Origin of the sequence: Acinetobacter sp. Ac_3412 (genome assembly GCF_013072675.1) — a bacterium.
Lineage (GTDB): Bacteria > Pseudomonadota > Gammaproteobacteria > Pseudomonadales > Moraxellaceae > Acinetobacter > Acinetobacter higginsii.
The window spans coordinates 108,426-131,878 of sequence record NZ_LXUJ01000003.1 but is presented as its reverse complement, the minus strand read 5'-3'; the positions used below and the strand labels follow the sequence as shown (position 1 = coordinate 131,878).

Below are 23,453 nucleotides of genomic sequence, written 5' to 3'. Positions count from 1 at the left end.
TAATTTTATGTCTTGATATTCCTGTTTGATTTAAGCTTTGTCAAGGCGAGATTGCTTGGTTTTAATAGGGTTGAGTAGTTGTTGTTCAGAAAATGAAAAATAGCCTTCTGGCGAAATAATAAAATGATCGATTAGGTGAATTTCCAGCAGTTTGCAGGCTTGTTTGAGTTGTTGGGTCAGATAAATATCTTCGGTCGATGGTTGGGCAGTGCCATAGGGATGGTTGTGCGCTACTACGATTTGACAGGCCTGTTGTTGCAGGGCATAGCGTAGCGTTTGATTTAGTGAAACAGCGCAGGAATGATGGGAGCCAAAGAACAGCTTTTTAAAATGCAATTTTCTGAGTTCGGCATCCAAACACAGTACCGCAAAAACTTCCTGTTTTTCACCTTGCAGTTCATAACGTAAATAGTCGAGCACTAGGGTTGACGTATCCAGACAAAGCCGTTGTTGCTGGAAATGATTATTCAGATAACGTCGTCCAAGTTCCTTTACTGCCATCAGCTGCGCATATTTGGTGGAGGCTATCCCATTAAATTGTGATAAATCTTCAAAATTGGCATCAAATATCAAGTTAAGTCCGCCAAAATGTTGAATCAAAATACGCGCCAATTCCACTGCAGAGTGCTGTTTTGAGCCTGAACGCAGAAAAATCGCCAACAGTTCCGCATCGGATAAGCTTTGCGGCCCTTGGGACAAAAGTCGTTCTCTTGGGCGCTCTTGCTCAGGCCAAGTTTTAATAGATTGATTCAATCGTTAATTTCCTTTTGATTTTATTGTGATTATTTTTTTAACGGGCAAAAATAATTGCGCGTCTTTTCCTTTTATATTGCGTCATGTCAACACGATTTTCGATCATCGTCAGTGCTGAAATGTTGAGGGTGCTACTTGGGTATCCACTTATTTAATGCTATTGTGAGCGCCACTGCAACAGTAAGGTATCCTGTTTGTGAGCTTCGATCTAAGTGTTATTCCCCATAAAAACATTATATTAGCGGTTACAGGTGGTATTGCTGCCTATAAAAGTGCCATCTTGGTCCGCCGTTTAAAAGATTTCGGTTTTGATGTCCGTGTGGTCATGACCCATGGCGCACAAGCATTTATTACCCCGCTTACTTTTCAAGCACTTTCAGGCAATCCTGTGCATACCGAATTGCTTGATCCTGAAGCCGAAGCAGGCATGGGACATATCGAATTGGCACGTTGGGCTGATTTGGTTCTGGTGGCACCTGCCAGCTGTGACAGCATTGCAAAATTTGCCAATGGCTTGGCGGATGATCTGCTCAGCACTTTATATTTGGCAACCAAAGCACCTGTATGGGTTGCACCGGCCATGAATCAGCAAATGTGGGCAGCAAAAGCCACACAGCGCAATCTGCAAACCTTGGTCGAAGACGGTGTCCATGTGATCATGCCAGATGCAGGCGAGCAAGCCTGTGGTGATGTGGGTTTAGGCCGTATGCCTGAGCCCGAAGATTTGGCTCGTCAAGTTGCAGCCTATTTCCATAAAGCACAACGTGCCTTGGCTGAAAAATTCGGTTTGTTAGCTGGAAAGCGCGTCACCATTACCGCTGGGCCAACGCGTGAAGCGATTGACCCTGTACGTTATATTTCTAACCACAGCACTGGCAAAATGGGCTTTGCTCTGGCAGCGGCGTGTTATGCAGCAGGGGCAAAAGTCACCTTGGTGGCTGGTCCTGTCAGTTTGGATACGCCGAATGGTGTGCAACGTATGAATGTCAGTTCTGCAATGCAGATGCTTGATGTCAGTATGAATCAGCTTAAAGAGGGCTGTGACATCTTTATCGCAACAGCAGCTGTGGCGGATTATCGTGTGGCACAAGTGGCTGAGCATAAGATTAAAAAAGCAGGTGATGAGCTCGCGGTGGCTTTGGTCAAAAATCCAGATATCGTAGCGACCATTGCACAGCAGGAACAACGTCCATTCATGGTTGGCTTTGCTGCTGAAACGCAAAATGTCGAAGAATACGCTGCGGGTAAACTGGTGGCGAAAAAACTGGACATGATTGCCTGTAATGATGTGTCACGTCCAGATATCGGTTTTGCCTCAGATGAAAATGCCATGATCGTGTTTTTTGCCCAGTCTTATCACATGAAAAAACGTGAGTTGGAAAAGGCATCAAAACAAGAGATTTCGCAGCAGTTGGTTGAGTCGATTGCCGATGCTTTACGCCGTCGCCTATAAAGCCTGAACTCGATCTTTTTTATCAAAATGCAACGATTCCGTTGCATTTTTTATGTATGCTAAATCAGCAATTGCCATTGATGCTCTAAAGTTAAAGCACGATGTTTTGCGTCAAGAAATTAAGCATAGCCACAGTTTTTGATAGGATATCCTAATGATTAAAAAAACTTTAGCCACCGTTGTGATGTTATCCGCGTTTGCATTTAGCCATACGGCAATGGCTGCGGGTTTAGAAGATGACATGAAAACGCTGGGCAAGAATTATAAAGCGTTTAACCAAGCTGCAACGCCACAGGCCGCTACAGCAGCTTTGGATAATATGCGTGCTGCTGCGACCCATTCAAAACAGTATAAATTGGCGCCGAATACCACTGAAAAAGTGCCAGCCTCTACCGCTTTATTTGACCAAATTATTGTAGAAATTGATAAAGCCAAATTGCTGGTTCAAGCGGGCAAGCTAGATGATGCCAAAAAGCAAGGCAAAAAGATTGCCGAGTTACGTGACCAAGGGCATAAGTATTACACCCACTAATATATAAGTGATAGGTGATAACATGATAGAGCCGTACTTCCAAGAAGTACGGCTTTTTTCATCGGGATTTGAGACGCTAGAAAGACAAAGCTGAGACTGAGCATGATTCAGATTTTCATGGAATGGCAAAGTTGCTACAGTGAAAACATGAATGATGAGAGGTGATGATATGTCCTCACAACAACGTAATTATGAGCGTATTGCTCAAGCGATTCAGTATATTCAACAGAACTTTCAGCAACAGCCACAATTGGATGAGGTCGCTGCACATATTCATTTAAGTCCAGCACATTTTCAGCGCTTATTTACTGAGTGGGTCGGTACCAGTCCGAAAAAGTTTTTGCAATATATTAGTGTTGAACATGCCAAGAAAATTTTAAAACAAGAGCAGGGCAGTATTTTTGATGCAACCTTTGCCACAGGACTGTCCAGTACCAGTCGATTGCACGATCTATTTATTCAGATTGAAGGTATGACCCCGGCCGAATATAAACATGGTGGACAGAGCCTGACGATTCATTATCAATTTGCAGAGACCTTGTTTGGTGAAGTACTGATTGCATCCACACATAAAGGCATTTGTGCGCTGAGTTTTGTGGACAATCAGGCTGATGCGCTGATGCAGTTAAAAGCGCAATTTCCTCAAGCTGAATTTATTGAACAGGTCGATGCATTTCAGCAAAGTGCCTTGGCCTTGTTTCAAAAGGATCAACCTCAACTGGCAGAGATTAAACTGCATTTAAAAGGCACTGAATTTCAGCTTAAAGTGTGGCAAAGCCTGCTCAAGATTCCAATGGGACAGCTCTCTACCTATGGTGAGTTGGCCAAGGCAATTGAGCATCCCAAAGCTGCGCGAGCGGTCGGCACGGCTATTGGTAGTAATCCTGTGGCATTCCTGATCCCGTGTCATCGGGTGATTCAGTCTACAGGGGCTTTTGGCGGTTACGAATGGGGAACATTGCGTAAAACAGCACTGATCGGTTGGGAAGGTGTACAAACCCATGCAGCCATCTGAATTGACACAAATCCAAACCGTGATTGATAAAATTCAAGCTGCGGATTGGGAGGCCATCACTGAGCAAATGCATCAACAGGGCTGTGCCCTGATTGAGCAGGTTTTATCGACCGAGTTATGTGAGATGCTGAAACAGGCATATCCGCAAACCGAACTGTATCGTAAAACGGTTGAGATGCAACGCTATCGCTTTGGTCGAGGTGAATATAAATATTTTACCTACCCTTTACCCAATCTGATTGAGCGAATACGGTATGAGATCTATCCTTATTTGGCGCCGATTGCCAATGCATGGTTTCGGGTGCTGAAGTTAGAGCACTCCTTTCCATGCTCTCATCCTGAATTTCTCCAGCAGTGCCATCAACAGGGACAAACGCTGGCAACACCACTGATTTTGAAATATGGACAAGGCGGCTTTAATACGCTTCATCAGGACTTATATGGTGAGGTGTATTTCCCGATACAGTTGGTGATTGTATTGAGTCAGCCGAATGTGGATTTTAGGGGCGGAGAACTGGTCTTCACCCAACAAACTCCTAGGGCTCAATCTAAGGCTATGGTGATGCAGCCACAGCAGGGTGATCTGTTGATTTTCACCACCCAATTTAAGCCTGAAAAAGGCAGTCAAGGCTATTATCGGGTGCAGATGAAACATGGTGTCAGCCCAATTCATCAAGGGGAGCGTTATAGCTTAGGCATCATTTTCCATGATGCGGTGAGTTAGTCTGATGTGGCGGCATCTAGAATTAACGCAGACCGAGCTGCATCTGAAACTAAAACAGCAGGAAATTTTGTATGCTGGAAACGTACAGCTTAAAATTTATGGCAGATTGACCTGTGCTTCAGGGAAGCGCATGCTGAGAAAGAATCGGGTATTTTTTGTCGATGAGCAAGAAGCAATTGCACAAGGTTTCAGACCGTGTGGACATTGTATGCAGCAAGCCTATAAGAAGTGGAAAGATGCAACTATTTGATATTGAAGCTGATCCAAAGCAGAATCATTTGCCTTATGACGGCACGGTACAGTACTACGGCAAAGTGGTGCAGACCGCGGCGGCAGATCATTATTTTGATCAACTGATGCAGACCATTGCATGGGAAAATGATCAGGCACTGATCTTTGGAAAGTTATTGACGACTAAACGTAAAGTAGCGTGGTATGGAGATCGACGCTTTGAATATACCTATTCCAATATGAATAAATATGCCTTGCCGTGGACACAGGAATTACTGGAGTTAAAACAACTGGCCGAAAATTTAACGGGGGAGACATTTAACTCTTGTTTGCTCAATCTTTATCATAGTGGTGAAGAGGGGATGGCTTGGCATAGCGATGGTGAAACGGATTTAAAAAAAGATGGCGCGATTGCCTCATTTAGTTTTGGTGCCGAGCGTAAATTCGCATTTAAACATAAGCAGAGCAAAGAAAAAGTCGAACTTTATTTAGAACATGGTAGCTTATTGGTGATGAAAGACACCACGCAGACCTATTGGTTGCATCGCCTACCGCCGACCAAAAAAGTCAGTATGGCACGGGTGAATCTGACTTTTAGAACCATTGTGGAATAAGGCTACTCAATATTAAACATAGTGATAGAGCTCAACATCTGAAAACGTTGCATTAAAAGCCTCAATCAGGTGATTAATCTGCTCAGTTTGGTCGGGAACCAGCATCCAATAAGGATTTTCATTCGAGATCAGCAGCAAGGCCAGACCATGTTGTTCTGCAACCGCATAGATATTGTCAAATAAAATCGCATAGATATGTTCAGCAAAATCAATTTCATTCTGCTGTTCTGGAGCGCTCTCTGCATATTCAGCGAAGACTTGTTCAACCTCAGCTTCAATACGATTATTCAGTTGTTCAATATCGACTTGGGCTTGTTGTAGTTGATAGCACTTGTCGGTGTCATTGTCATAGTATTCTTTTAACTCAACATATTGAATGTTGGAATGTAAGGTGTTGGCCCAATTGATAAATTGATGAAAATCGTGTGCATGAGCAGGATGAGGAACCTGTGTTAGTTCAGGAAAGACCTGTTGGCATAGCGGATAAAGTGTTGTGGTCATGGTTTATTCTCGTTTTATTCGGATCTTTTTTATTATGATAAAAAAACCACAGCAGTTGCTGTGGTTTTTTTGATTCAAGGCTAAAGCCTTATGCTTGACCTTGCGCATCTGCATCCGCTTGTAGGCGTTGCATGTTTGCTTCAAATTCAGCATCAAAGTTGATTGGTGTAAGCAGCAATTGCGGGAAGCTACCTTTAGTCACTAAATCATTGACCGCTTCACGTAAGAACGGGAACAAGATATTTGGGCAGTAAGCACCTAAGATGTATGGGAGGCGATCTTCTTCTACACCATCAACCAAGAAAATCCCTGATTGAGTTACATCAACGATGAACGCAGTTTCATTTTCGTTGTTTGCTTGAACCACAACTTTTAAAGACACTTCGTAGTGAGTTGGATCAATTTTTTCTGCTGCAGAAGATAAATTGATGTTCAGTTCAGGTTGCCATTGCTTGGTAAAAACTTGTGCACCTGGAACTTCAAAAGAAATGTCTTTGGTATAGATACGTTCTAACGCGAGTTGTGGTTGAACTTGTTCTTCGCTCATTGTTTTTCCTTAAATCTTGGATTTAGATGTTGTTAAGCTAATAATTGGTCGAGTTTGCCTTCACGCTCTAAAGCATAAAGTTGATCAAAACCGCCAATAAATTGGTCTTTGATAAAAATTTGCGGCACAGTACGATGATTGGTACGTTGCATTAACTCAAGACGAACTTCTGGTGCTTCATTAGAAAGATTAATTTCTTTATAAGCAACGCCTTTACGCTCAAGTAATTGTTTTGCGCGTACGCAATATGGGCAAGAAAGCGTTGAATAAATGGTGACGTTTTGCGTAGTCATTTTATCTCTCCTTAAGCTTTGGTTTTGCTTTTCACTAAAGGTAAGCCTTGAGCTTTCCAGTTGCTAATACCGCCGTCTAAGCGGTAGCTGTCGGTATGACCAACTTTCTGCAATGCTGAGCCTGCAACCTGACCTAAGTTACAAATGAAGACCAGTGGACGATCACTTGCTTTTAATTCATCGATATGACTTGTAATCTGGCTGTATGGAATGTTACGACTGCCACTGATGTGTCCATCACGGAAATCTTTTCCATCACGTAAGTCGATCAAGATGGCATTTTTTGCCTTGACCAAAATACCTAGAGATTGTGGTGAAATTTTACGACCATTGCGTTGCCCTTCTAAAATAAAGAACAACACGATTAACACGCCGAGCGTACCAAATAAGAAGGGGTGATTCCCCATAAACTCTAACCAGCGTTCCACAAGTCACCTAAAGTTAAAATCAAAATTGACCCTGAGTATAACTTATCTCAATGGTGATCAAAATCTTTAGTTCAAGGGCAAGCAGCGAAGAAAATTAACTTTTTTGCTGTGCTTCCTGAATTTCATCCAGTAAACGTAAATAGCTGTCTAAACGGCGCGGCAAAATTTCGCCAGCATCAACCGCTTGTTTCAGCGCACAATTTTTCTCATGGGTATGGGTGCAGTTACGGAACTGGCATAGCCCTAAATGCGCTTCAATCTCTGGAAAACCGGTACGAACCTTTTCTAAACTGAGATGCCACAGCCCAAATTCACGGATTCCTGGGGAATCAATCAACGCACCGTTTGTTCCAAATTTAATCAAACGTGTCGATGTTGTTGTGTGCTGACCCAGTGCCGAGTTCTCAGAAATGATATTGGTTTTCTGGGCCGCATCGGGAACGATGGTATTGATCAGTGAGCTTTTTCCAACACCTGACTGCCCCACGAAAGCCACCGTTTCATTATCAATGCGGTTTGAAAGCACAGATAAGTCACCTTGCGAATGACAAATCAAGGTTTCATAACCTAAAGATTCATATTCACTGAGCAAGGTGAGAATCGGGTCATTTTCAGTCAGTAAATCTGATTTATTCAGGACTAACAGTGCTGGAATATTGGCATCGGCACAAGCGACCAGATAGCGGTCAATCAATGTGGGTGCAGGTTCTGGTAAAGGTGCAAATACAATCACAATCAAACTGATATTGGCTGCGACGGGTTTCACTTTGTGATAACGATCGGGGCGGGTCAGGAGCGATTGTCTTGGATAAATCGCGGTGATAATGCCTAAACCGGTAATCGGATCAGCCTGCCATTTAACTCGATCGCCTGTGACCAAAAGTTCTAGGTTGGTACGGGTATGACAACGCCAAACACTGTCGAGTTCAATCGGTTTCCAGAACGGTTCTGGCTCACCTTCAGCCACTTGTGGTTTTTCAGGGTGCTGTTCAGGCACAGATAAAGCTTGTACTTCGAGTTGACGACCATAATGCTGAACAACCAGTCCATCCAGATCTTGCGATGTGTCAATGTCGTCTTGACGTGATTTATGCTGTTTCTCAATACGACGCTGCTGTTGTTCGGTTAAACGACGCTTACGAATTAAAGCCATTCATATCCCAAAAAATCCACACTTTGAAGACCGCAAAAATAGCACGAAGCCACTATAGAATTACAGCCAAGATGTAATTAATTTGCTACTATTGATGTTTTTAAGCACTTTAGAATCGCCATCCATGAGTAGCACCCCTGATACACGATTAATTTGGATCGATCTGGAAATGACAGGTCTTGATACCGATAACGACAAGATTATTGAAATTGCAACAATTATTACAGATGACCATTTGAATATCTTGGCTGAAGGACCTGTTTTAGCGGTACATCAATCTGATTTGATTCTAAATGCGATGGATGAGTGGAATACCAAGCAACATGGCCAGTCGGGTCTGATTGAGCGGGTACGCCGTAGTAAACTTAAGGCTCAAGATGCTGAACAGCAAACCCTTGAGTTCTTAAAGAAATGGGTGAGTCCAAAATCATCACCAATGTGTGGTAACTCGATTTGCCAAGATCGCCGTTTCTTGCATCGTTTGATGCCTGAATTGGAACAATTCTTCCATTATCGTAATTTAGATGTGTCTTCGGTGAAAGAGCTAGCGAAACGCTGGAGACCTGAAATTATGAGTGGTTTAAAGAAAAATGCCTCACACTTGGCGATGGATGACATCCGTGATTCAATTGCAGAATTGAAATACTATCGTGAATACTTTTTTATTATGAATAACGATAAGTAATCGATTATTGGGTAATACATAAAAGGAGCGGAGGCTCCTTTTTTAATGCGTGAAAAAATTTGGGCTTGCTCAAAAAATCGCTTAAACTCGATGTTTAATTGCAAACTATAAAAAAGAGAGCGTACATGCAAAGTACTAACCCTATTTTAACACGGGTAGAAACCTATCAAGATTTGGCTGAGCCCATGACCATTCAGGGTGCGATCCAAAAATCTGTACTTCTAACTGTGATTGCTGCCGTTCTAGGTATGGCCTTATTTTTCTACTGTGCGATGACAGCGAATCTTTCGATTGCCTATGCTGCAACAATTATCGGTGCAATTGGTGGTTTAATCCTTGCCTTGATTACCACATTTAAATCCAATACTGCACCAGCTTTAGCCATTCCTTATGCCTTATTTGAAGGGGCGTTTTTAGGTGGCGTATCGTTTATTTTCCAGTTGAAATATCCAGGTGTTCCTTTACAAGCCTTGCTTGCGACTTTCGTGACCACATTGGTTTTATTTGCCTTATATAAATTCCAAGTGATTCGTGCCACTGAAAAGTTTAAAGCGGTTGTGATTTCTGCCTCGATTGCCATTGCCTTGGTATTTGTGGTGCAAATCATTTTACGTTTGGCTTTTGGTTCAAGTATTCCTTATATCTTTGAAAGCAACTGGTTGGGTATTGGCTTTGCTGCCTTTGTTGCGGTGATTGCTTCATTAAATCTGATCTTGGATTTTGACTTGATTGAAAATGCGGCTGCACAACGCGCACCAAAAGCATTTGAATGGATCTGTGCCATCGCCTTATTGGCAACATTGGTGTGGATGTATTATTCATTCTTGCGTTTATTGAGTCTGTTACGCGGTGATGATTAAGTTCTGATTCAAGTAAAAAATACAAATCGTCTTCAAGTGGAGGCGATTTTTTTATGCAAGATTGTAAAAAAGATGGTTTATGCAATTCCGCAATGCGCTGATTATTGGCATCATGTGGTGAAAATTTTTCGAGTGAGAATAAGATGTCACAAGGACTTTTAGCTGGTAAACGTTTTTTAATTGCCGGTATTGCAAGTAAATTATCGATTGCTTTCGGTATTGCTTCTGCGTTACACCGTGAAGGTGCAGAGCTTGCGTTTACTTATCCAAATGAAAAGCTGAAAAAACGTGTCGATGATTTTGCAGCACAGTTTGGTTCAACACTGGTTTTTCCTTGTGATGTTGCTGTTGACGCAGAAATTGACAATGCTTTTGTTGAATTGGCAAAACACTGGGATGGTTTAGACGGTGTGGTACATTCAATCGGTTTTGCACCTGCACATACGCTCGATGGTGACTTTACTGATGTGACCGACCGTGAAGGTTTTAAAATTGCGCATGACATTAGTGCCTATAGCTTTATCGCGATGGCACGTGCGGCTAAACCATTATTGCAAGCGCGTCAAGGTTGTTTATTGACTTTGACTTATCAAGGTTCTGAGCGTGTGATGCCGAACTATAACGTGATGGGGATGGCGAAAGCATCGTTAGAAGCAGGCGTTCGTTATTTAGCATCAAGCTTGGGTGTAGATGGTATTCGTGTCAATGCAATTTCTGCGGGCCCAATCCGTACTTTGGCCGCATCAGGCATCAAGTCTTTCCGTAAAATGTTAGATGCCAATGAAAAAATTGCCCCACTCAAACGTAATGTGACCATTGAAGAAGTGGGTAATGCCGCATTATTCCTTTGCTCGCCGTGGGCTTCAGGTATTACTGGTGAAATCATGTATGTTGATGGTGGTTTTAATACGGTTGGTATGAGCCAAAGCATGATGGATGATGAATAATTAGATTGCTCTAAATTATTTGATAAAGCCGCTTTTATAGCGGCTTTATTTTTTTAGCAACATAGTAGAATTCTAAAAATATAACTCATCTTTTGAACTCATTTATTATGTTTTTCTATACTGTTAAACCATTGTTGCATTTAAATTATATAGGGAAGTCAATTTCATTGGGGATTGTTTAATTTTAATTTAAAATCTCATGCTACCTATTTAAATAGCTTTAGAATGAAAATAAATTAAATGAAATATTATTGTTCTAAGTTTCTGATAATGTAATATTTAGGTGGAATAAAATGAATAATTATTAATACTTAGGGGGAATAATGTTTTGGTTAATCGTCGTTTTTGTTGTTGCAATTATGATTTATTGGGGAGTAGACCGAATTGAAAAATCAGAAAAGCGAAAACAAAATACTCAATCAAGTTTGGAACATGAACTTCGACAACAACTTATAGATGCTGATATTGAATATACCGAGGAATCGTTACAGGCTCTAACGCAGAATTATCAAATTTATCACAGCGCATTTGCCTATTTTGATGGTGATGGCGTGCCACAAGATTATAAAAAAGCTTATGAACTCTGGTCTGAGGTCGCTGAAATTTTTCCCTTGTCGAATGTGTTAATGGGTACGATGTCACTGGATGGTTTAGTCGCTGAGAGAAATCCTAAACTTGCCTTGGAATATTTTCATAAAGCGTTGGAATTAAATGAAGAATGTCATGAAGCGATGTTTCAAATTGCTCGATTGTATGAGCTCGGAGAAGATGTTGTTCAAGACAACCAATACGCTTTTCAGTTGTATCAAAAAGCAGCTGATCTAGGTAATGTAGATGCTGAAAATCAGTTGGCGTGGGCTTTTTACGTCGGGTTGGGTGTTACTAAAAATCAGGTTAGGGCGTTTATTAAATGGTTGGCATTAGCCGAGAATGGACATGCAGATGCACAACGATTAGTTGGAATCTGTTGTTATTTTACGGGGCATGGCACAAACCAAAATTTTGAACAAGCATTTTATTGGATCAAGCGTGCAGCTGAAAGTAATAACCTTGAGGCAATTGCAAATCTAGGTATGTTGTATATGTATGGCTTAGGAACCTCTGTTGATTTTTCGCAAGTTCAGCATTGGCTACAAAAGGCTGTTGATCAAGGACATATACAAGCCACAATTGATCTAGGCAGTGCATTACTAATGGAAAATGACTTGGATAGGGAAAATATCCAACGTGCAATTGTATTATGGGAGAGTATGCTTGACACAGAAGGTCATCAGCAAGTTATAGATAACTTAGGTTTATTATATTTATATGGTTGTCAAAGCATTCAACCAAATGCACATAAGGCGTTCCCTTATTTACAGCAAAGTGCTGAGTTAGGTAGCTTGGCGGGTTCTGTCGGCTATGCAGTATGTTTGGTTGAACTTGAGCCTAGCCCCGAGAATATCCAAAAAGCACAAGGATATATTCAGAAAACATTGCTTGATTTAGAACAGTTCCAAAGTTCTGATATTTCTCAACAATCGATACTGAATTTATTGGGGTTGGTATATATTGAAGGAAAAGTTTTTGACAAAGATATCCATAAAGCACTGGACTATTTTGAAAGAGCCGCGCAATTCAATCATCCTTCATCACAATATCGACTCGCAACACTTTATGCAGAAGGCGTAGATGTTCATCAAAATGATGACAAAGCATTTTTCTGGTATCAAAAAGCAGCGCATGCTGGTGTGATCGAAGCACAAAATAATCTAGGGGCATTCTATGCTTTAGGGCGTGGTGTAACTCAGGATTATGAACAAGCCTGTTATTGGTTCATACAAGCAATGCAAAAAGGGGATGCTTCTGCAATCAATAATATGGGAGAAATGTATGAAAATGGATATGGAGTAGAGCAGAATTATTCAGAAGCTTTTACCTTATTCGAGCAAGCAAATAAGAAAGGCAATATCGACAGTAGTTTTAATCTTGGCAATCTTTATTACTATGGTCGTGGGGTTTTAGCAGACCAAGAAAAGGCGAAAAGCTATTATCAGCAAGCCGCATCTCAAGGTTTTGAAAAAGCGATACAGCAATTAGAACGCTTATGAAGAATATAAAGCCGATATTGAGTATTTAAAATATCGGCTTTATACGTTTAGATGGGATTACTCTTTAACAGGACTTCCACCCATAGCTTGCATTAAAGTCACATAGGCATTGTATTGATTCTGCTTGGTTTCAACCAAGCTGAGTCGTGCATTACGTGTGGTTTCCTGCGCATCCAATAAGTTCTTTAACGCAATCGCACCATTGCGATAACGCACTTCGGTTAAACGTTCTGTTTTATCTGCTAGCTCAACATTACGTTGCTGTAACTGCACTTGCTGATTCAGTTGAGTGCGATTTGATAATGCATTTTCCACATCGGCAAAAGCTTGGTATAGCGTTTGACGATATTGGGTAATGGCTTTTTCATACTCCAGATCACTAATCGTAATATCCTTCTTCATATCGTTATATTGCAAGAAGGGCAGACTTAAGCTTGCGCCTAGCGTCAAGGCTGGGTTCTTTAACAGTTGGGTTAAAGACGTGCTGGAAGAGCCAACATTCCCAGTCAAATTAATCGAAGGATAATAGCTGGCTTTAGTTGCATCCTTATTCGCTAAAGTCTTGCGCAAGCGTAACTCAGATGCTTGTAGGTCTGGGCGACGCGATAAAATATCAGCAGGGAGTCCGACCGCGATATTCGGCAAGGCATTGCGAGGTAACTGCGCAGGCTCTTGAATATTCAGTTGTTGTACAGGTTCATGCAGCAGGACTGCAAGGGCAGTTCGTGCTTCAACACGCTGTTGTTCAATCTGACTGAGACTGGCTTTTTGGCTTTGCACCGATTGTTCAGCCTGGGTGAGGTCCAAACCAGATACCGCACCTGCTTTGTATTGTGATTGCACCAAAGAATAGGTTTTTTGAGTTGAGGCTAAATTTTGCTGAATGGTTTGATAGCGTTCATTCAGATAGCCTAACTGCCAATACAGTTTTGCTGTCGTACCAACTAGACTTTGTGCAGTCGCTTGTAAATCTTGCTCAGTGGCTAAGGCTTCCCATCGGCTTGCTTCAGTTTGACTGGCAAGCTTGCCAAATAAATCGAGCTCATAGCTGACGCCAACACTAGTCGATAAACCACGGTCAGAGCCATCGCCAGAACGCAGATCATAATTATGACCCGCAGAGACACTTGAACTGGTTCGAATTCCTTGTTTATTTTCAGCGAGCCCTGCTTGTAGTCGGGCTTGTTGCAGGGTGATGCCTGCGACACTTAAGTCACTATTTTTAGCCAACACTTGATCGACCAATTGATTCAACTGGGTATCGTTAAATAGCGTCCACCATTGATCAGTTAAATTGATACTTTTACTTTTTTGTGCATCGTACTGGAACTGTTGCGGCACTTGGACTGTTGGTGCGTTATAGGGTGTTTTGACGACAGCAGAACAGCCAGCTAAGGAACCAGTGAGTACCAGTGCAAGTCCTAATTTTGTGAATTGAAAAGACATACTCAAATTCCTTATTCTCTCGCTAAAGCAGCAACTGGATCGAGTTGTGCCGCATTTCGTGCTGGCAAGAAGCCAAATACAATACCAATCATGCTTGAGCAGACAAAGGCTGCAACAATCGAGGTGGTTGAATAACTCATTTCAATCACGCCTTTGGCAAAGTGTCCGATGATTTGTCCAATCCCTAAAGATAGGAGTACACCCAAGATACCGCCCAGTAAACAGACCAGAATTGCCTCAATCAGGAATTGCTGCAAAATGTCACTTTGTCGAGCACCAACCGCCATGCGTACGCCAATCTCTTGGGTTCGTTCAGTCACAGAAACCAGCATAATGTTCATCACCCCAATACCGCCTACGACTAAAGAAATCACAGCGATTGCAGAAATTAACAGGGTCATGGTTGCAGTGGTTTGCTGGATGGTTTCACGAATACTGTCAGAGTTTTGGGTAAACACATCTTGTGCGCCGTGACGCTGTTCCAGCAAGGTCAGAATCGCATTTTCAGCGGCGCTGCTTGGGTATTCATCTTTAATACGCACGATGATGCTACGAACATTGGATTGCCCCAACATACGACTCATGACCGTAGAGTAGGGCAGATAAACATTCAGGCTGTCTGAATTTCCCATAAAGCCTTGCTGGGCATCAATCACGCCGATAATTCGACTCGGTACACTGCCTAACAGCAATACTTGACCGACAGGATTGGTGCCATCAGCAAAGAAGGTCTTTTCAGTATTGGTATCAATTACCACATCTTGGGCACGTTCAGTCACACTTGCCTTATCGAAAGGCTGTCCTGATTTAAAGGTCATACCACGGACATAGAAGAAATCAGAACTGACCCCATTGACCGTTGCCGCTGCCTCAGTATCTTTATAACGCAGGGTTAAACTGGTATTGGCAGAAGGACTAACCCCATCGACATAGGGCTGTTCTGCCAGTGCTTCGGCATCGGCAGGGACTAGTGTTTTGACTTGTGAGGTTCGTGAGTTATCACCAAAGCCACGACCTTGATACACGGTAATGGTATTGGTGCCCAGACTACTAATATTTTCTAAAATTTGCTTCTGTGAACCATTGCCTAACGCCACCACCGAAACTACGGATGCGATCCCGATAATAATCCCGAGCATGGTCAAAAAAGTACGCATACGGTGCGCATTCATGGCGAGCAATGCCATACGGAATGCTTCACCAAGACGATCGAAGAACGAACGCCAAGCAGAGGTTTTCTTCTGCGGGTTACGCTCTAAGGTTTGATGCTCCAGTTCGGGGTCATTATGTTCAGGCGTGTTGGCGCGGTCGGAAATAATATTACCGTCGCTGATCTCAATAATTCGGGTCGCATTTTTCGCGACATTGAGATCATGGGTGACCAGAATAATGGTATGGCCTTTGGCATTCAGCTCACGCAAAATGCGCATTACTTCGACACCACTATTCTTATCCAATGCACCTGTGGGTTCATCGGCAAGAATCACATCACCACCATTCATCAACGCACGTGCAATCGACACACGTTGTTGCTGACCACCAGATAGCTGGCTTGGTCGATGATGCAAACGTTCTTCTAACCCCAGTTCGGACAACAGTTCGGCAGAACGTTCTTGGCGAAGATGACTGTCTACACCCGCATAAATTGCAGGAACCTCAACGTTACCTGAAGCACTGAGATCACCCAATAAGTGATAACGCTGGAAAATAAAACCAAAATATTCACGGCGTAATTGTGCCAGTTCATCTGGTTCTAGTTGGCGTGTTTCTCGACCATTGACCTTGTAACTCCCTGCGCTGGGCTTATCAAGACAACCCAAGATGTTCATCAAGGTGGATTTACCCGAACCTGATTGCCCGACAATCGCAACCAACTCACCTGCATAAATTTTTAAATCAATGCCTTTAAGGATTTGTACAGTTCCTTCACCCGCAGGAAATTCACGGGTGAGCTGACTGACTTCAAGTAGTGGTTGTGATGAATGTGTTTGATTTTGAGTCATATTACATTCTCATTGCACGTTGATTGCTACGTTTGGCTGCTTCATTTGAACTGTCTGAGGCATCTGCAATCACCACTTGATCACCTTGTTTTAAACCTTTAAGCACTTGTGCGGTGACACGGTTATTCAGGCCAATCAATACTGGTTGCGGCTGAGCCGTACCATCAGCTTGTAAGACACGAACCATACCTGTTGAAGCTTTGCCTTGTGCAACCAGTGCTTTTTCTTCTTCACTGAGCTCTAGGCGTTTTGGACGTTGTGTCTTGTCAGCATCTGGTTTTTTCGCTTGATCAGCTGATGAAGCACCATTGGCTTGGCCACCCTTAGCACGGTTACCACGTTGAGTTTGGATGGCTGCCGCAGGCACAGTCAGTGCATTCTTTGCTTCGGCCAACACAATATAAACCTGTGCGGTCATATCAATACGAAGTTTGCCGTCTTCATTCGGTACATCAAATAAAGCGTTGTAGTACACCGCAGCATTCGACGTTGATGAGCTGCTGCTACTGCTGGTTTCGGTATTAATCGAATTTGGTGCAGGTTCCACTTGGCGCAATTTAGCGTAATGTTTTTTATCGCTATTGCCTAAAGTGGTGAAATACACGGTTTGACCTTGTTCAACTTTCATGACATCGGCTTCAGAAATCTGTGCCTTGATGGTCATGGTATCGAGTTTTGCTAATTTCACGATGGTCGGTGCAGTTTGGTTGGCGTTTACGGTTTGACCTTCTTCCGTCACAATCGCCACAATGGTGCCATCCATCGGTGCCACGATACGGGTATAACCTAAATCTTCTTTTGCCGTAGCCAAGGTCAGGCGAGATTGCTCGATTTGTGCATTAATCGAGGTAATTTGTGCCTGAGCTGTTTTAAAGTTTGCCAACGCACTTTCGAGTTCAGCACGCGAAGTGGCATCTTGGCTATACATGGCTTGTTGGCGTTTATATTCCGCTTCAACCTTGGCTAAATTGGCTTGCTGTACTGCCAACTGCGCTTGTTGATTTTTAATACTGGCATCGGCTGTTTTGAGTTCGTTCTCTTGGCGAATCGAGTCAATTTGCGCAATCAACTGACCTTGTTTGACTTGGTCACCCAATTGCACATACATTTTTTTCACCTGACCCGATACCTGCGCACCGACACTTACCATTTTGGTGGCTTCCAGTACCCCAGTTGCCAATACCGAATCTTCGATATCGCCGCGAGAGACTTCAGCGCTAATATATTGTGGTGCTTGGGCTTTAGGTTTGAAGAACATCCATCCGAGCGCTGCAATGATCAGCACCCCGATAGCGATCATAATGATTTTACGCGGTTGGATTTTTTTTACGTTTGTTTTTGGCATGGCAGCAGGTCAAAAGTGAAAAACTGGACTTAGTATAAAAGTGAAATAAGGATAAAGCGTGAATATTTTTAATCTAGAATGAGAATTATTTGCTTTTTTGCCGATAAGTTATTCTATAAAAATCTGATAAATACTACGCACACCTTGTTCAGCCGTTGTTGCAAGGGCGATGCCACCTGATGCAGGGAGCGTATATTCACGTAGGTTAATTCGAATCAGACCTGGCGCAAATTGCTCACTAAAATAACGTACGGTTGGAATGGCTGTACCAGCGCCCATTTCGATCACCACAGGACGCTGATGATCTTTTAGAAAAGCTTTTAAGTGTTTTGCCTGCTGATCATGTTGGTGGCTTAACCAACCCATATCATTGAACATTAAGATATTTGGTCGTGCCAGACCATCACAGTATGGACATTGTGGCAATTGCCCCAGCCATTGACAGTCCTGATGATCGATTTCTGGTCTTAATTCATCTGCGGGCCAAATGGTCTGTGTACACGCATCTAGGCATTGCAGATGATGAATTGAACCATGACATTCATAAATGTGATCAGGATTAAATCCCGCTTTTTGAAATTGGCCATCAACATTCGAGGTAAATACAAAAGTAGGGAGTTCTAATATTTCTGTCAGTTGCTTCAGTTGTAGAAAGCCTGAATGGGGTGTGGTCTGACGATACAGTGCCAGACGGTGTCCATAAAATCCCCAAGCCAAACGTGGATGCCGTTTAAACGCGGCTGGATTGGCAATTTCGGTGAAATCGATGCGTTGTTTACCTAGTTCGGGATAGGCTTGCCACATGCCCTGATTACCTCGAAAGTCAGGCAGACCTGAATCGACGCCCATACCAGCACCTGCACTGATGATCAGGCTGTCGGCTTGTTGGAATAGATTTTTGATCTGCTTGATTTGGTCAGGGCTTAAATGGAATGACATGCGTTGATCCATTATTCTTATTATGTGATGGAGATGAATGCTCTAAGCAGGTCGAGCAAACAGTGTAGTACCACACAGTTCAGCTAAGGCTTGTAGCATCAGTTGTTCTGGATTTTCTTTGGACATACCTTTGATCGCTGCATCAATACGCAACAATAAATCAGACCAAGTTAGAAACTGTCTTGGATTTAAACGACGTAGAGCTTGTTGATATTGTGATACTTTGGTTTTCCAGATCCCAAGTTGAATCGCATTATGTGGCTGTTCAAATAGCTGCATCAGTAAGCGCATTTCTTTGCTTAGGGTCCATAAAATCAGACTATCAGGCTCACCCGCAGCGATTAGATATTGGTAAATCTTGACTGACTGTGCCAAGTTTCCAGCAAGCAAGGCATCACTTAAATCATAAGTCGTATAACGGGATTGGTCCTGTAAGCAGGAATACAATTGTTCAATCTGAATCTGTTGGATATCGGGGAAAGTATCCGCAACCCGCATTAAACTGTTTTTAGCAGCCAACAAGTTATGTTCATGATGCTGCATCAACCATTGCCAAGCATCATGATTCAGTTGAATCCCCAGTTTTTCGGCTTCTATGCTTAAAATACGTTGTCGGTCTTGTGGGTAGGTCGCCGTCAGCGCAACCACAACACCATTGGCTTCGACCACTTGGAAAAAAGCTGACTTTAAACTGCTGCTGTCTTGCTTCGGTAAAACAATCAGTAAGAGGTTATGTTCATTATGTTGAATATAATGCTTCAGCAGTTTTAAGCCGTTGGCATCGGGTTTGATATTGCCATGCACTTCAATTGCAAGTTGCTGCGAAAATAGCGATAAACTGTTGAGTGCATTAAAGACATTTTTCCAGTCATTGACACTACTAATGTCATAACGTTGGCGTTCAATCTCTTGTTGTTGCCAGCTTTTGCGGAAAGTGTCGAGCAGATTTTGTTCAAGCAAAGGCTCTTGTCCGTGCATAATCCATGCACCGCGAGCCTCATCAACACGTTTTAATGCTTGAACATAATCTAGTTTCATAATGACAAATTAAGGTTGAGCTTTAGGTAAACGATTGGCTGCGATTTGACGCGTAATTTGCTGCGCCACATCATCAATCACAATACGGTTTAGATAAGCTTCTTGTTGGTTATCAGTGTTGACCGTTGCCACGTCGTATTGATAGGTACGAGAAGCGGTTAAGGTACGGGGTTCGGTAATTTTTTTGCCTTGGCGGTCTTCAATCTGGAAGGTCACGGTTAAACGTAACAACACTTCTGTCAATTTACCATTCAGTAATTGGCGGCGAGGGGTGTAATCCAATATACGAAGCACATAAGCATCATTGGCATTACTCAGTTGAACACCGGTAGCGCTGAGATAAATACTGAGCTTATTTTCAAGTTCGCTGGTACTCGCAGGCATGGCGAGCGTGAGTTTGTTATAGACCAGTGGCGCTGCTGTTGGATTACTTCCCTTTAGATGAAAGCCACAGCCGACTAAGCCTGCACTTAGGCCTAAAGTGAGTACGATAGCAGCTGCACGTTGCGCTAAGTGCATATTTATTCCTCGAATGAAATCTTTTCTAATCCCTTTTTCTTATAGAAGGGGGAAACCTCTCTTTTTTAAGAGAGGTTAGAAAGGATTATTAAACTACTAAGTTAACAAGTTTATTTGGTACCACAATTTCTTTCTTGGTAGGGCCAGTCAAGAATTGTTGTACTTCTGGTAAGGCTTTTGCCAATGCCAATAAATCATCTTTTGAGATATCGACTGCGACGTCTAACTTACCACGAAGTTTACCATTCACTTGTACAACAATCGTTTGTGTATTACGGGTTAACGCTGACTCATCCACTTGCGGGAATTCGATCGTCGTTAATTCCAAACCAAACTGAGTTAACAAAGTTTGACTCAAATGTGGTGCAAATGGTGCAAGTAAGGTGAGCAATGTGGTGATTGCTTCACGTGCAACAGCTACATCATTGTCATCTTTTGCTTCGAACTTATTGCTGGCATTGAGTAATTCCATCAATGCGGCAATTGCCGTGTTGAACGCATGACGACGTTCGATGTCATCACCCACTTTTTGGATGGTTTCATGGGTTTTACGACGTAAATCTTGCGCATCTTTCGATAAGTTTGCAGTATCGATCGCCGTTGCTTGATTGCCTTTTTCCAAGAAGCCAGCAGCCAAACGCCATACACGTTTCAAGAAGCGGTTAGCTCCTTCAACACCTGCATCAGACCATTCGAGTGATTGATCTGGTGGTGCAGCAAACATCATAAAGACACGTGCAGTATCTGCGCCGTATTGATCAATAATCGCCTGTGGGTCAATGCCGTTGTTTTTTGACTTCGACATTTTTTCTTGTCCGCCAATCACAACTTCCTGACCATCACGTGAATATTTCGCAGATAGAATACGGCCTTTTTCGTCACGTTCTAATTCGATGTCAGCAGGGTTGAACCAAGTTTTCTTGCCGTTTTCTGCTTCACGGTAGAAGGTATCTGCCAACACCATGCCTTGAGTGAGCAAGTTGGTAAATGGTTCATTACCTTGTACCACACCTTCATCACGCATCAATTTATGGAAGAAACGTGCATAAAGTAAGTGCAAGATTGCATGTTCAACACCACCGATATATTGGTTCACAGGAAGCCAGCTTTGTGCTGCTTCAGGTTTTACCATACCGCCAGTAAAGTCTGGAGAGGCATAACGTGCATAGTACCAAGAGGATTCTACAAAGGTATCCAAGGTGTCTGTTTCACGACGCGCATCACCGCCACAGCTTGGGCATTTGGTTTCGTAGAATTCAGGCATCTTGTTCAATGGGTTACCAGAACCATCTGGAACCACATCGGTCGGTAATACCACAGGTAATTGATCTTCTGGAACTGTGACTTGACCACAGCTATTACAGTTGATCATTGGAATTGGGCAACCCCAGTAACGTTGACGAGAAACACCCCAGTCACGTAAACGGAATTGAACCTTAGAATTAGCTAAAGCTTGTGGTTCTAATTTTGCAAGGAAGGCATCAAAAGCAGCTTGGAATGCTAAACCATCAAACTCGCCCGAATTAACCAGTTTGCCATCTTTCGAGCCATACCATTCTTGCCATTCAGTTGCAGAATATGCTGCATCATCAGCACCTTGGGCATCGATCACTTGTTTGATTGGCAAGTTGAATTTATTGGCAAATTCAAAATCACGCTCATCATGTGCAGGAACCGCCATCACAGCGCCTGAACCGTATGACATCAATACATAGTTGGCAATCCAAACAGGAAGTTCAGCGCCAGTCACTGGATGCTTAACAGATAAACCTGTTGCCATACCTTTCTTTTCAGCCGTGGCTAAATCCGCTTCGGCAACTGAACCCATACGACATTCTTCAATAAATGCTGCAAGTTCAGGATTGTTTTCAGCCGCTTTAAGCGCCATTGGGTGTTCTGCTGCAACAGCAACATAAGTCACACCCATCAAGGTATCAGCACGCGTGGTATAAACGGTTAGGCCATCTGCATAGATTGCTGGATTCGCAGAAGGGAAGGTAATTTCCATCCCGGTTGAACGACCAATCCAGTTACGTTGCATGGTCAAGACCTGTTGTGGCCAACCATCTTTTAACGTATCTAAATCGTCTAATAATTCTTGTGCATAGTCGGTAATGCGGAAGTAGTACATTGGAATATCGCGTTTTTCAACCAATGCACCTGAACGCCAACCACGACCATTTTCAACTTGTTCATTCGCAAGTACGGTCTGGTCAACGGGGTCCCAGTTCACGGTTGATAACTTACGATAGATCAAGCCTTTCTTATAAAGTTGTACGAATAACCATTGTTCCCAGTGGTAGTACTCTGGTGTACACGTTGCAAACTCTCGATCCCAGTCGACAGACAGACCCAATTTTTTTAATTGGTCACGCATGTAGGCAATGTTTTCAAAAGTCCATTTTGCTGGTGCAACTTGGTGTGCAATCGCTGCATTTTCAGCGGGTAAACCAAATGCATCCCAACCCATTGGTTGTAATACTGTTTCGCCTTTTAAGCGATGGAAACGGCTGATCACGTCACCAATGGTGTAGTTACGCACATGCCCCATGTGCAGTTTGCCACTTGGGTACGGGAACATCGACAGGATATAGCGATGTTTGCCCTCTACAGTGTCTGCAACTTTAAAAACTTTGCGATTGTCCCAGTCTTGTTGAACTTGAGGCTCAATGGCACTTGCTTGATATTCGGAGTCAATGTGAGAAGTCGTCATAGGGATATGCGATACAACAAAAAAGTAAAGTTAAGATTGCTGCACAGCATAGCGCAAAATTGTAGGAAATGTCAGTTTTTAGATCGGGATTTTATCTGCAAGGCCGCCGTGTTGAAGATGACCTTGCAGGTTTAGATCGCTATTTAGCGCTCTGATGATGCTGCGGCAGGTGGAGGGCTTTGTGGTTTAACTGAGTTCGCTGGAGTGGATGGCGCTGTCGGCGGTGTTTGCTGTGTTACATTCGGTGTGACTTCAGGATTCGCTTGATGGCTTTGTTGATTCGTTGGATTGGTGCTTTGATGGCTATTGCCATACGTTGAAACTTTGTCCAAACGCTTTGCACCTTTGGGCGGCGGCGTAGTGGTGTAATGAGTAGAGCCATTGGCATCGACCCATTTGTAATATTGTTGTGCATAGTTTTGGCTAGAGCAAAGCAATAAAGTAGCGGCTGAAATTGTATATAGGATTGTTTTTAAATAAGATGTCTTCATATTTGATCTCCCCAAGAGAATGCTGAATATATTCGATCAAAGTGTCTAAATAAGCAGTTTACAATGCCTATTTTAAAGCAAAAAGAAAATAGTTTTTTGATAAATGGGCGTTTAACAAGACCAAATTATTCTG

Annotated in this window: 24 protein-coding genes; 10 read left to right on the top strand and 14 right to left on the bottom strand. The window is 42.8% G+C overall.

From position 1 onward, the window contains the following. Positions 1 to 30: 30 nt before the first annotated feature. Positions 31 to 753, bottom strand: a complete 723-nt coding sequence (gene radC / locus A7P54_RS02490) for a DNA repair protein RadC (RefSeq protein WP_159413815.1) — start codon at positions 751 to 753, stop codon at positions 31 to 33. A gap of 196 nt (positions 754 to 949) precedes the next feature. Here radC and coaBC point away from each other — a divergent pair, with 196 nt between their 5' ends. The 6 genes from coaBC (at position 950) to A7P54_RS02460 (ending at position 5,322) form a co-directional block, all read left to right on the top strand. Continuing rightward, positions 950 to 2,206, top strand: a complete 1,257-nt coding sequence (coaBC, locus tag A7P54_RS02485) for a bifunctional phosphopantothenoylcysteine decarboxylase/phosphopantothenate--cysteine ligase CoaBC (protein WP_171548544.1) — start codon at positions 950 to 952, stop codon at positions 2,204 to 2,206. A 154-nt stretch (positions 2,207 to 2,360) separates the two neighbouring features. Continuing rightward, a complete protein-coding gene (locus tag A7P54_RS02480) occupies positions 2,361 to 2,738 on the top strand; it encodes a cytochrome b562 (RefSeq protein ID WP_004804300.1) in 378 nt (125 codons plus the stop codon). 169 nt (positions 2,739 to 2,907) lie between these two features. Next, positions 2,908 to 3,753, top strand: a complete 846-nt coding sequence (locus A7P54_RS02475; RefSeq protein WP_171548543.1) for a methylated-DNA--[protein]-cysteine S-methyltransferase — start codon at positions 2,908 to 2,910, stop codon at positions 3,751 to 3,753. Beyond that, positions 3,740 to 4,477, top strand: a complete 738-nt coding sequence (locus A7P54_RS02470) for a 2OG-Fe(II) oxygenase (RefSeq protein WP_171548542.1) — start codon at positions 3,740 to 3,742, stop codon at positions 4,475 to 4,477. Before A7P54_RS02475 ends, A7P54_RS02470 begins: the two co-directional genes overlap by 14 nt. A 4-nt stretch (positions 4,478 to 4,481) precedes the next feature. After that, complete coding sequence (locus tag A7P54_RS02465) at positions 4,482 to 4,727, top strand: Ada metal-binding domain-containing protein (RefSeq protein ID WP_033133766.1); 246 nt, start codon at positions 4,482 to 4,484, stop codon at positions 4,725 to 4,727. Beyond that, positions 4,714 to 5,322, top strand: coding sequence for an alpha-ketoglutarate-dependent dioxygenase AlkB (locus A7P54_RS02460; RefSeq protein WP_033133767.1), 609 nt, complete (start codon positions 4,714 to 4,716; stop codon positions 5,320 to 5,322). Before A7P54_RS02465 ends, A7P54_RS02460 begins: the two co-directional genes overlap by 14 nt. A gap of 12 nt (positions 5,323 to 5,334) precedes the next feature. Here A7P54_RS02460 and A7P54_RS02455 read toward each other — a convergent pair whose 3' ends face one another. The 5 genes from A7P54_RS02455 to rsgA form a co-directional block, all read right to left on the bottom strand. After that, on the bottom strand, positions 5,335 to 5,823 hold the full coding sequence (locus A7P54_RS02455; RefSeq protein ID WP_171548541.1) for a hypothetical protein: 489 nt from the start codon (positions 5,821 to 5,823) through the stop codon (positions 5,335 to 5,337). A gap of 88 nt (positions 5,824 to 5,911) precedes the next feature. Beyond that, positions 5,912 to 6,370, bottom strand: coding sequence for a protein-export chaperone SecB (gene secB / locus A7P54_RS02450; protein WP_004655889.1), 459 nt, complete (start codon positions 6,368 to 6,370; stop codon positions 5,912 to 5,914). Between the two features lie 32 nt (positions 6,371 to 6,402). Beyond that, positions 6,403 to 6,663, bottom strand: a complete 261-nt coding sequence (gene grxC / locus A7P54_RS02445; RefSeq protein WP_004804307.1) for a glutaredoxin 3 — start codon at positions 6,661 to 6,663, stop codon at positions 6,403 to 6,405. An 11-nt stretch (positions 6,664 to 6,674) separates the two neighbouring features. Next, positions 6,675 to 7,091 carry a rhodanese-like domain-containing protein gene (locus tag A7P54_RS02440; protein WP_005206809.1) on the bottom strand — a complete coding sequence of 139 codons (417 nt, stop codon included), beginning with the start codon at positions 7,089 to 7,091 and terminating at the stop codon, positions 6,675 to 6,677. A 94-nt stretch (positions 7,092 to 7,185) separates the two neighbouring features. Next, positions 7,186 to 8,244 (bottom strand): ribosome small subunit-dependent GTPase A, encoded by a 1,059-nt coding sequence (gene rsgA / locus A7P54_RS02435; protein WP_005319238.1) that lies wholly within the window; start codon positions 8,242 to 8,244, stop codon positions 7,186 to 7,188. 124 nt (positions 8,245 to 8,368) lie between these two features. Here rsgA and orn point away from each other — a divergent pair, with 124 nt between their 5' ends. From orn to A7P54_RS02415, 4 genes are all read left to right on the top strand, one after another. Next, the gene (gene orn / locus A7P54_RS02430; protein WP_005184949.1) at positions 8,369 to 8,929 is read left to right on the top strand and encodes an oligoribonuclease; all 561 of its coding nucleotides are present in this window, start codon (positions 8,369 to 8,371) and stop codon (positions 8,927 to 8,929) included. 125 nt (positions 8,930 to 9,054) lie between these two features. Further along, entirely contained in the window at positions 9,055 to 9,789 is a 735-nt protein-coding gene (locus tag A7P54_RS02425) for a Bax inhibitor-1/YccA family protein (protein WP_171548540.1), read from the top strand. 143 nt (positions 9,790 to 9,932) lie between these two features. Then, positions 9,933 to 10,736 carry an enoyl-ACP reductase gene (locus A7P54_RS02420; protein WP_005184938.1) on the top strand — a complete coding sequence of 268 codons (804 nt, stop codon included), beginning with the start codon at positions 9,933 to 9,935 and terminating at the stop codon, positions 10,734 to 10,736. 323 nt (positions 10,737 to 11,059) lie between these two features. After that, positions 11,060 to 12,826, top strand: a complete 1,767-nt coding sequence (locus A7P54_RS02415; RefSeq protein ID WP_171548539.1) for a tetratricopeptide repeat protein — start codon at positions 11,060 to 11,062, stop codon at positions 12,824 to 12,826. A gap of 57 nt (positions 12,827 to 12,883) precedes the next feature. Here the strand turns inward: A7P54_RS02415 and A7P54_RS02410 are convergent, their stop codons facing one another. The 8 genes from A7P54_RS02410 to A7P54_RS02375 form a co-directional block, all read right to left on the bottom strand. Further along, entirely contained in the window at positions 12,884 to 14,272 is a 1,389-nt protein-coding gene (locus A7P54_RS02410; protein ID WP_171548538.1) for an efflux transporter outer membrane subunit, read from the bottom strand. Positions 14,273 to 14,283: 11 nt separating this feature from the next. Further along, positions 14,284 to 16,275 carry a MacB family efflux pump subunit gene (locus tag A7P54_RS02405; RefSeq protein ID WP_033133771.1) on the bottom strand — a complete coding sequence of 664 codons (1,992 nt, stop codon included), beginning with the start codon at positions 16,273 to 16,275 and terminating at the stop codon, positions 14,284 to 14,286. 1 nt (position 16,276) lies between these two features. Further along, on the bottom strand, positions 16,277 to 17,620 hold the full coding sequence (locus tag A7P54_RS02400; protein WP_171548537.1) for a MacA family efflux pump subunit: 1,344 nt from the start codon (positions 17,618 to 17,620) through the stop codon (positions 16,277 to 16,279). Positions 17,621 to 17,728: 108 nt separating this feature from the next. Next, positions 17,729 to 18,559, bottom strand: a complete 831-nt coding sequence (locus A7P54_RS02395) for a Sir2 family NAD-dependent protein deacetylase (RefSeq protein WP_171548536.1) — start codon at positions 18,557 to 18,559, stop codon at positions 17,729 to 17,731. A 42-nt stretch (positions 18,560 to 18,601) separates the two neighbouring features. Then, positions 18,602 to 19,597 carry a DNA polymerase III subunit delta gene (gene holA / locus A7P54_RS02390; protein WP_171548535.1) on the bottom strand — a complete coding sequence of 332 codons (996 nt, stop codon included), beginning with the start codon at positions 19,595 to 19,597 and terminating at the stop codon, positions 18,602 to 18,604. 9 nt (positions 19,598 to 19,606) lie between these two features. Continuing rightward, positions 19,607 to 20,116 carry an LPS assembly lipoprotein LptE gene (gene lptE / locus A7P54_RS02385; protein WP_004804322.1) on the bottom strand — a complete coding sequence of 170 codons (510 nt, stop codon included), beginning with the start codon at positions 20,114 to 20,116 and terminating at the stop codon, positions 19,607 to 19,609. A gap of 88 nt (positions 20,117 to 20,204) precedes the next feature. Next, complete coding sequence (gene leuS / locus A7P54_RS02380; protein ID WP_171548534.1) at positions 20,205 to 22,829, bottom strand: leucine--tRNA ligase; 2,625 nt, start codon at positions 22,827 to 22,829, stop codon at positions 20,205 to 20,207. Between the two features lie 143 nt (positions 22,830 to 22,972). Beyond that, entirely contained in the window at positions 22,973 to 23,320 is a 348-nt protein-coding gene (locus tag A7P54_RS02375; protein WP_171548533.1) for a DUF4124 domain-containing protein, read from the bottom strand. Positions 23,321 to 23,453: the final 133 nt, after the last annotated feature.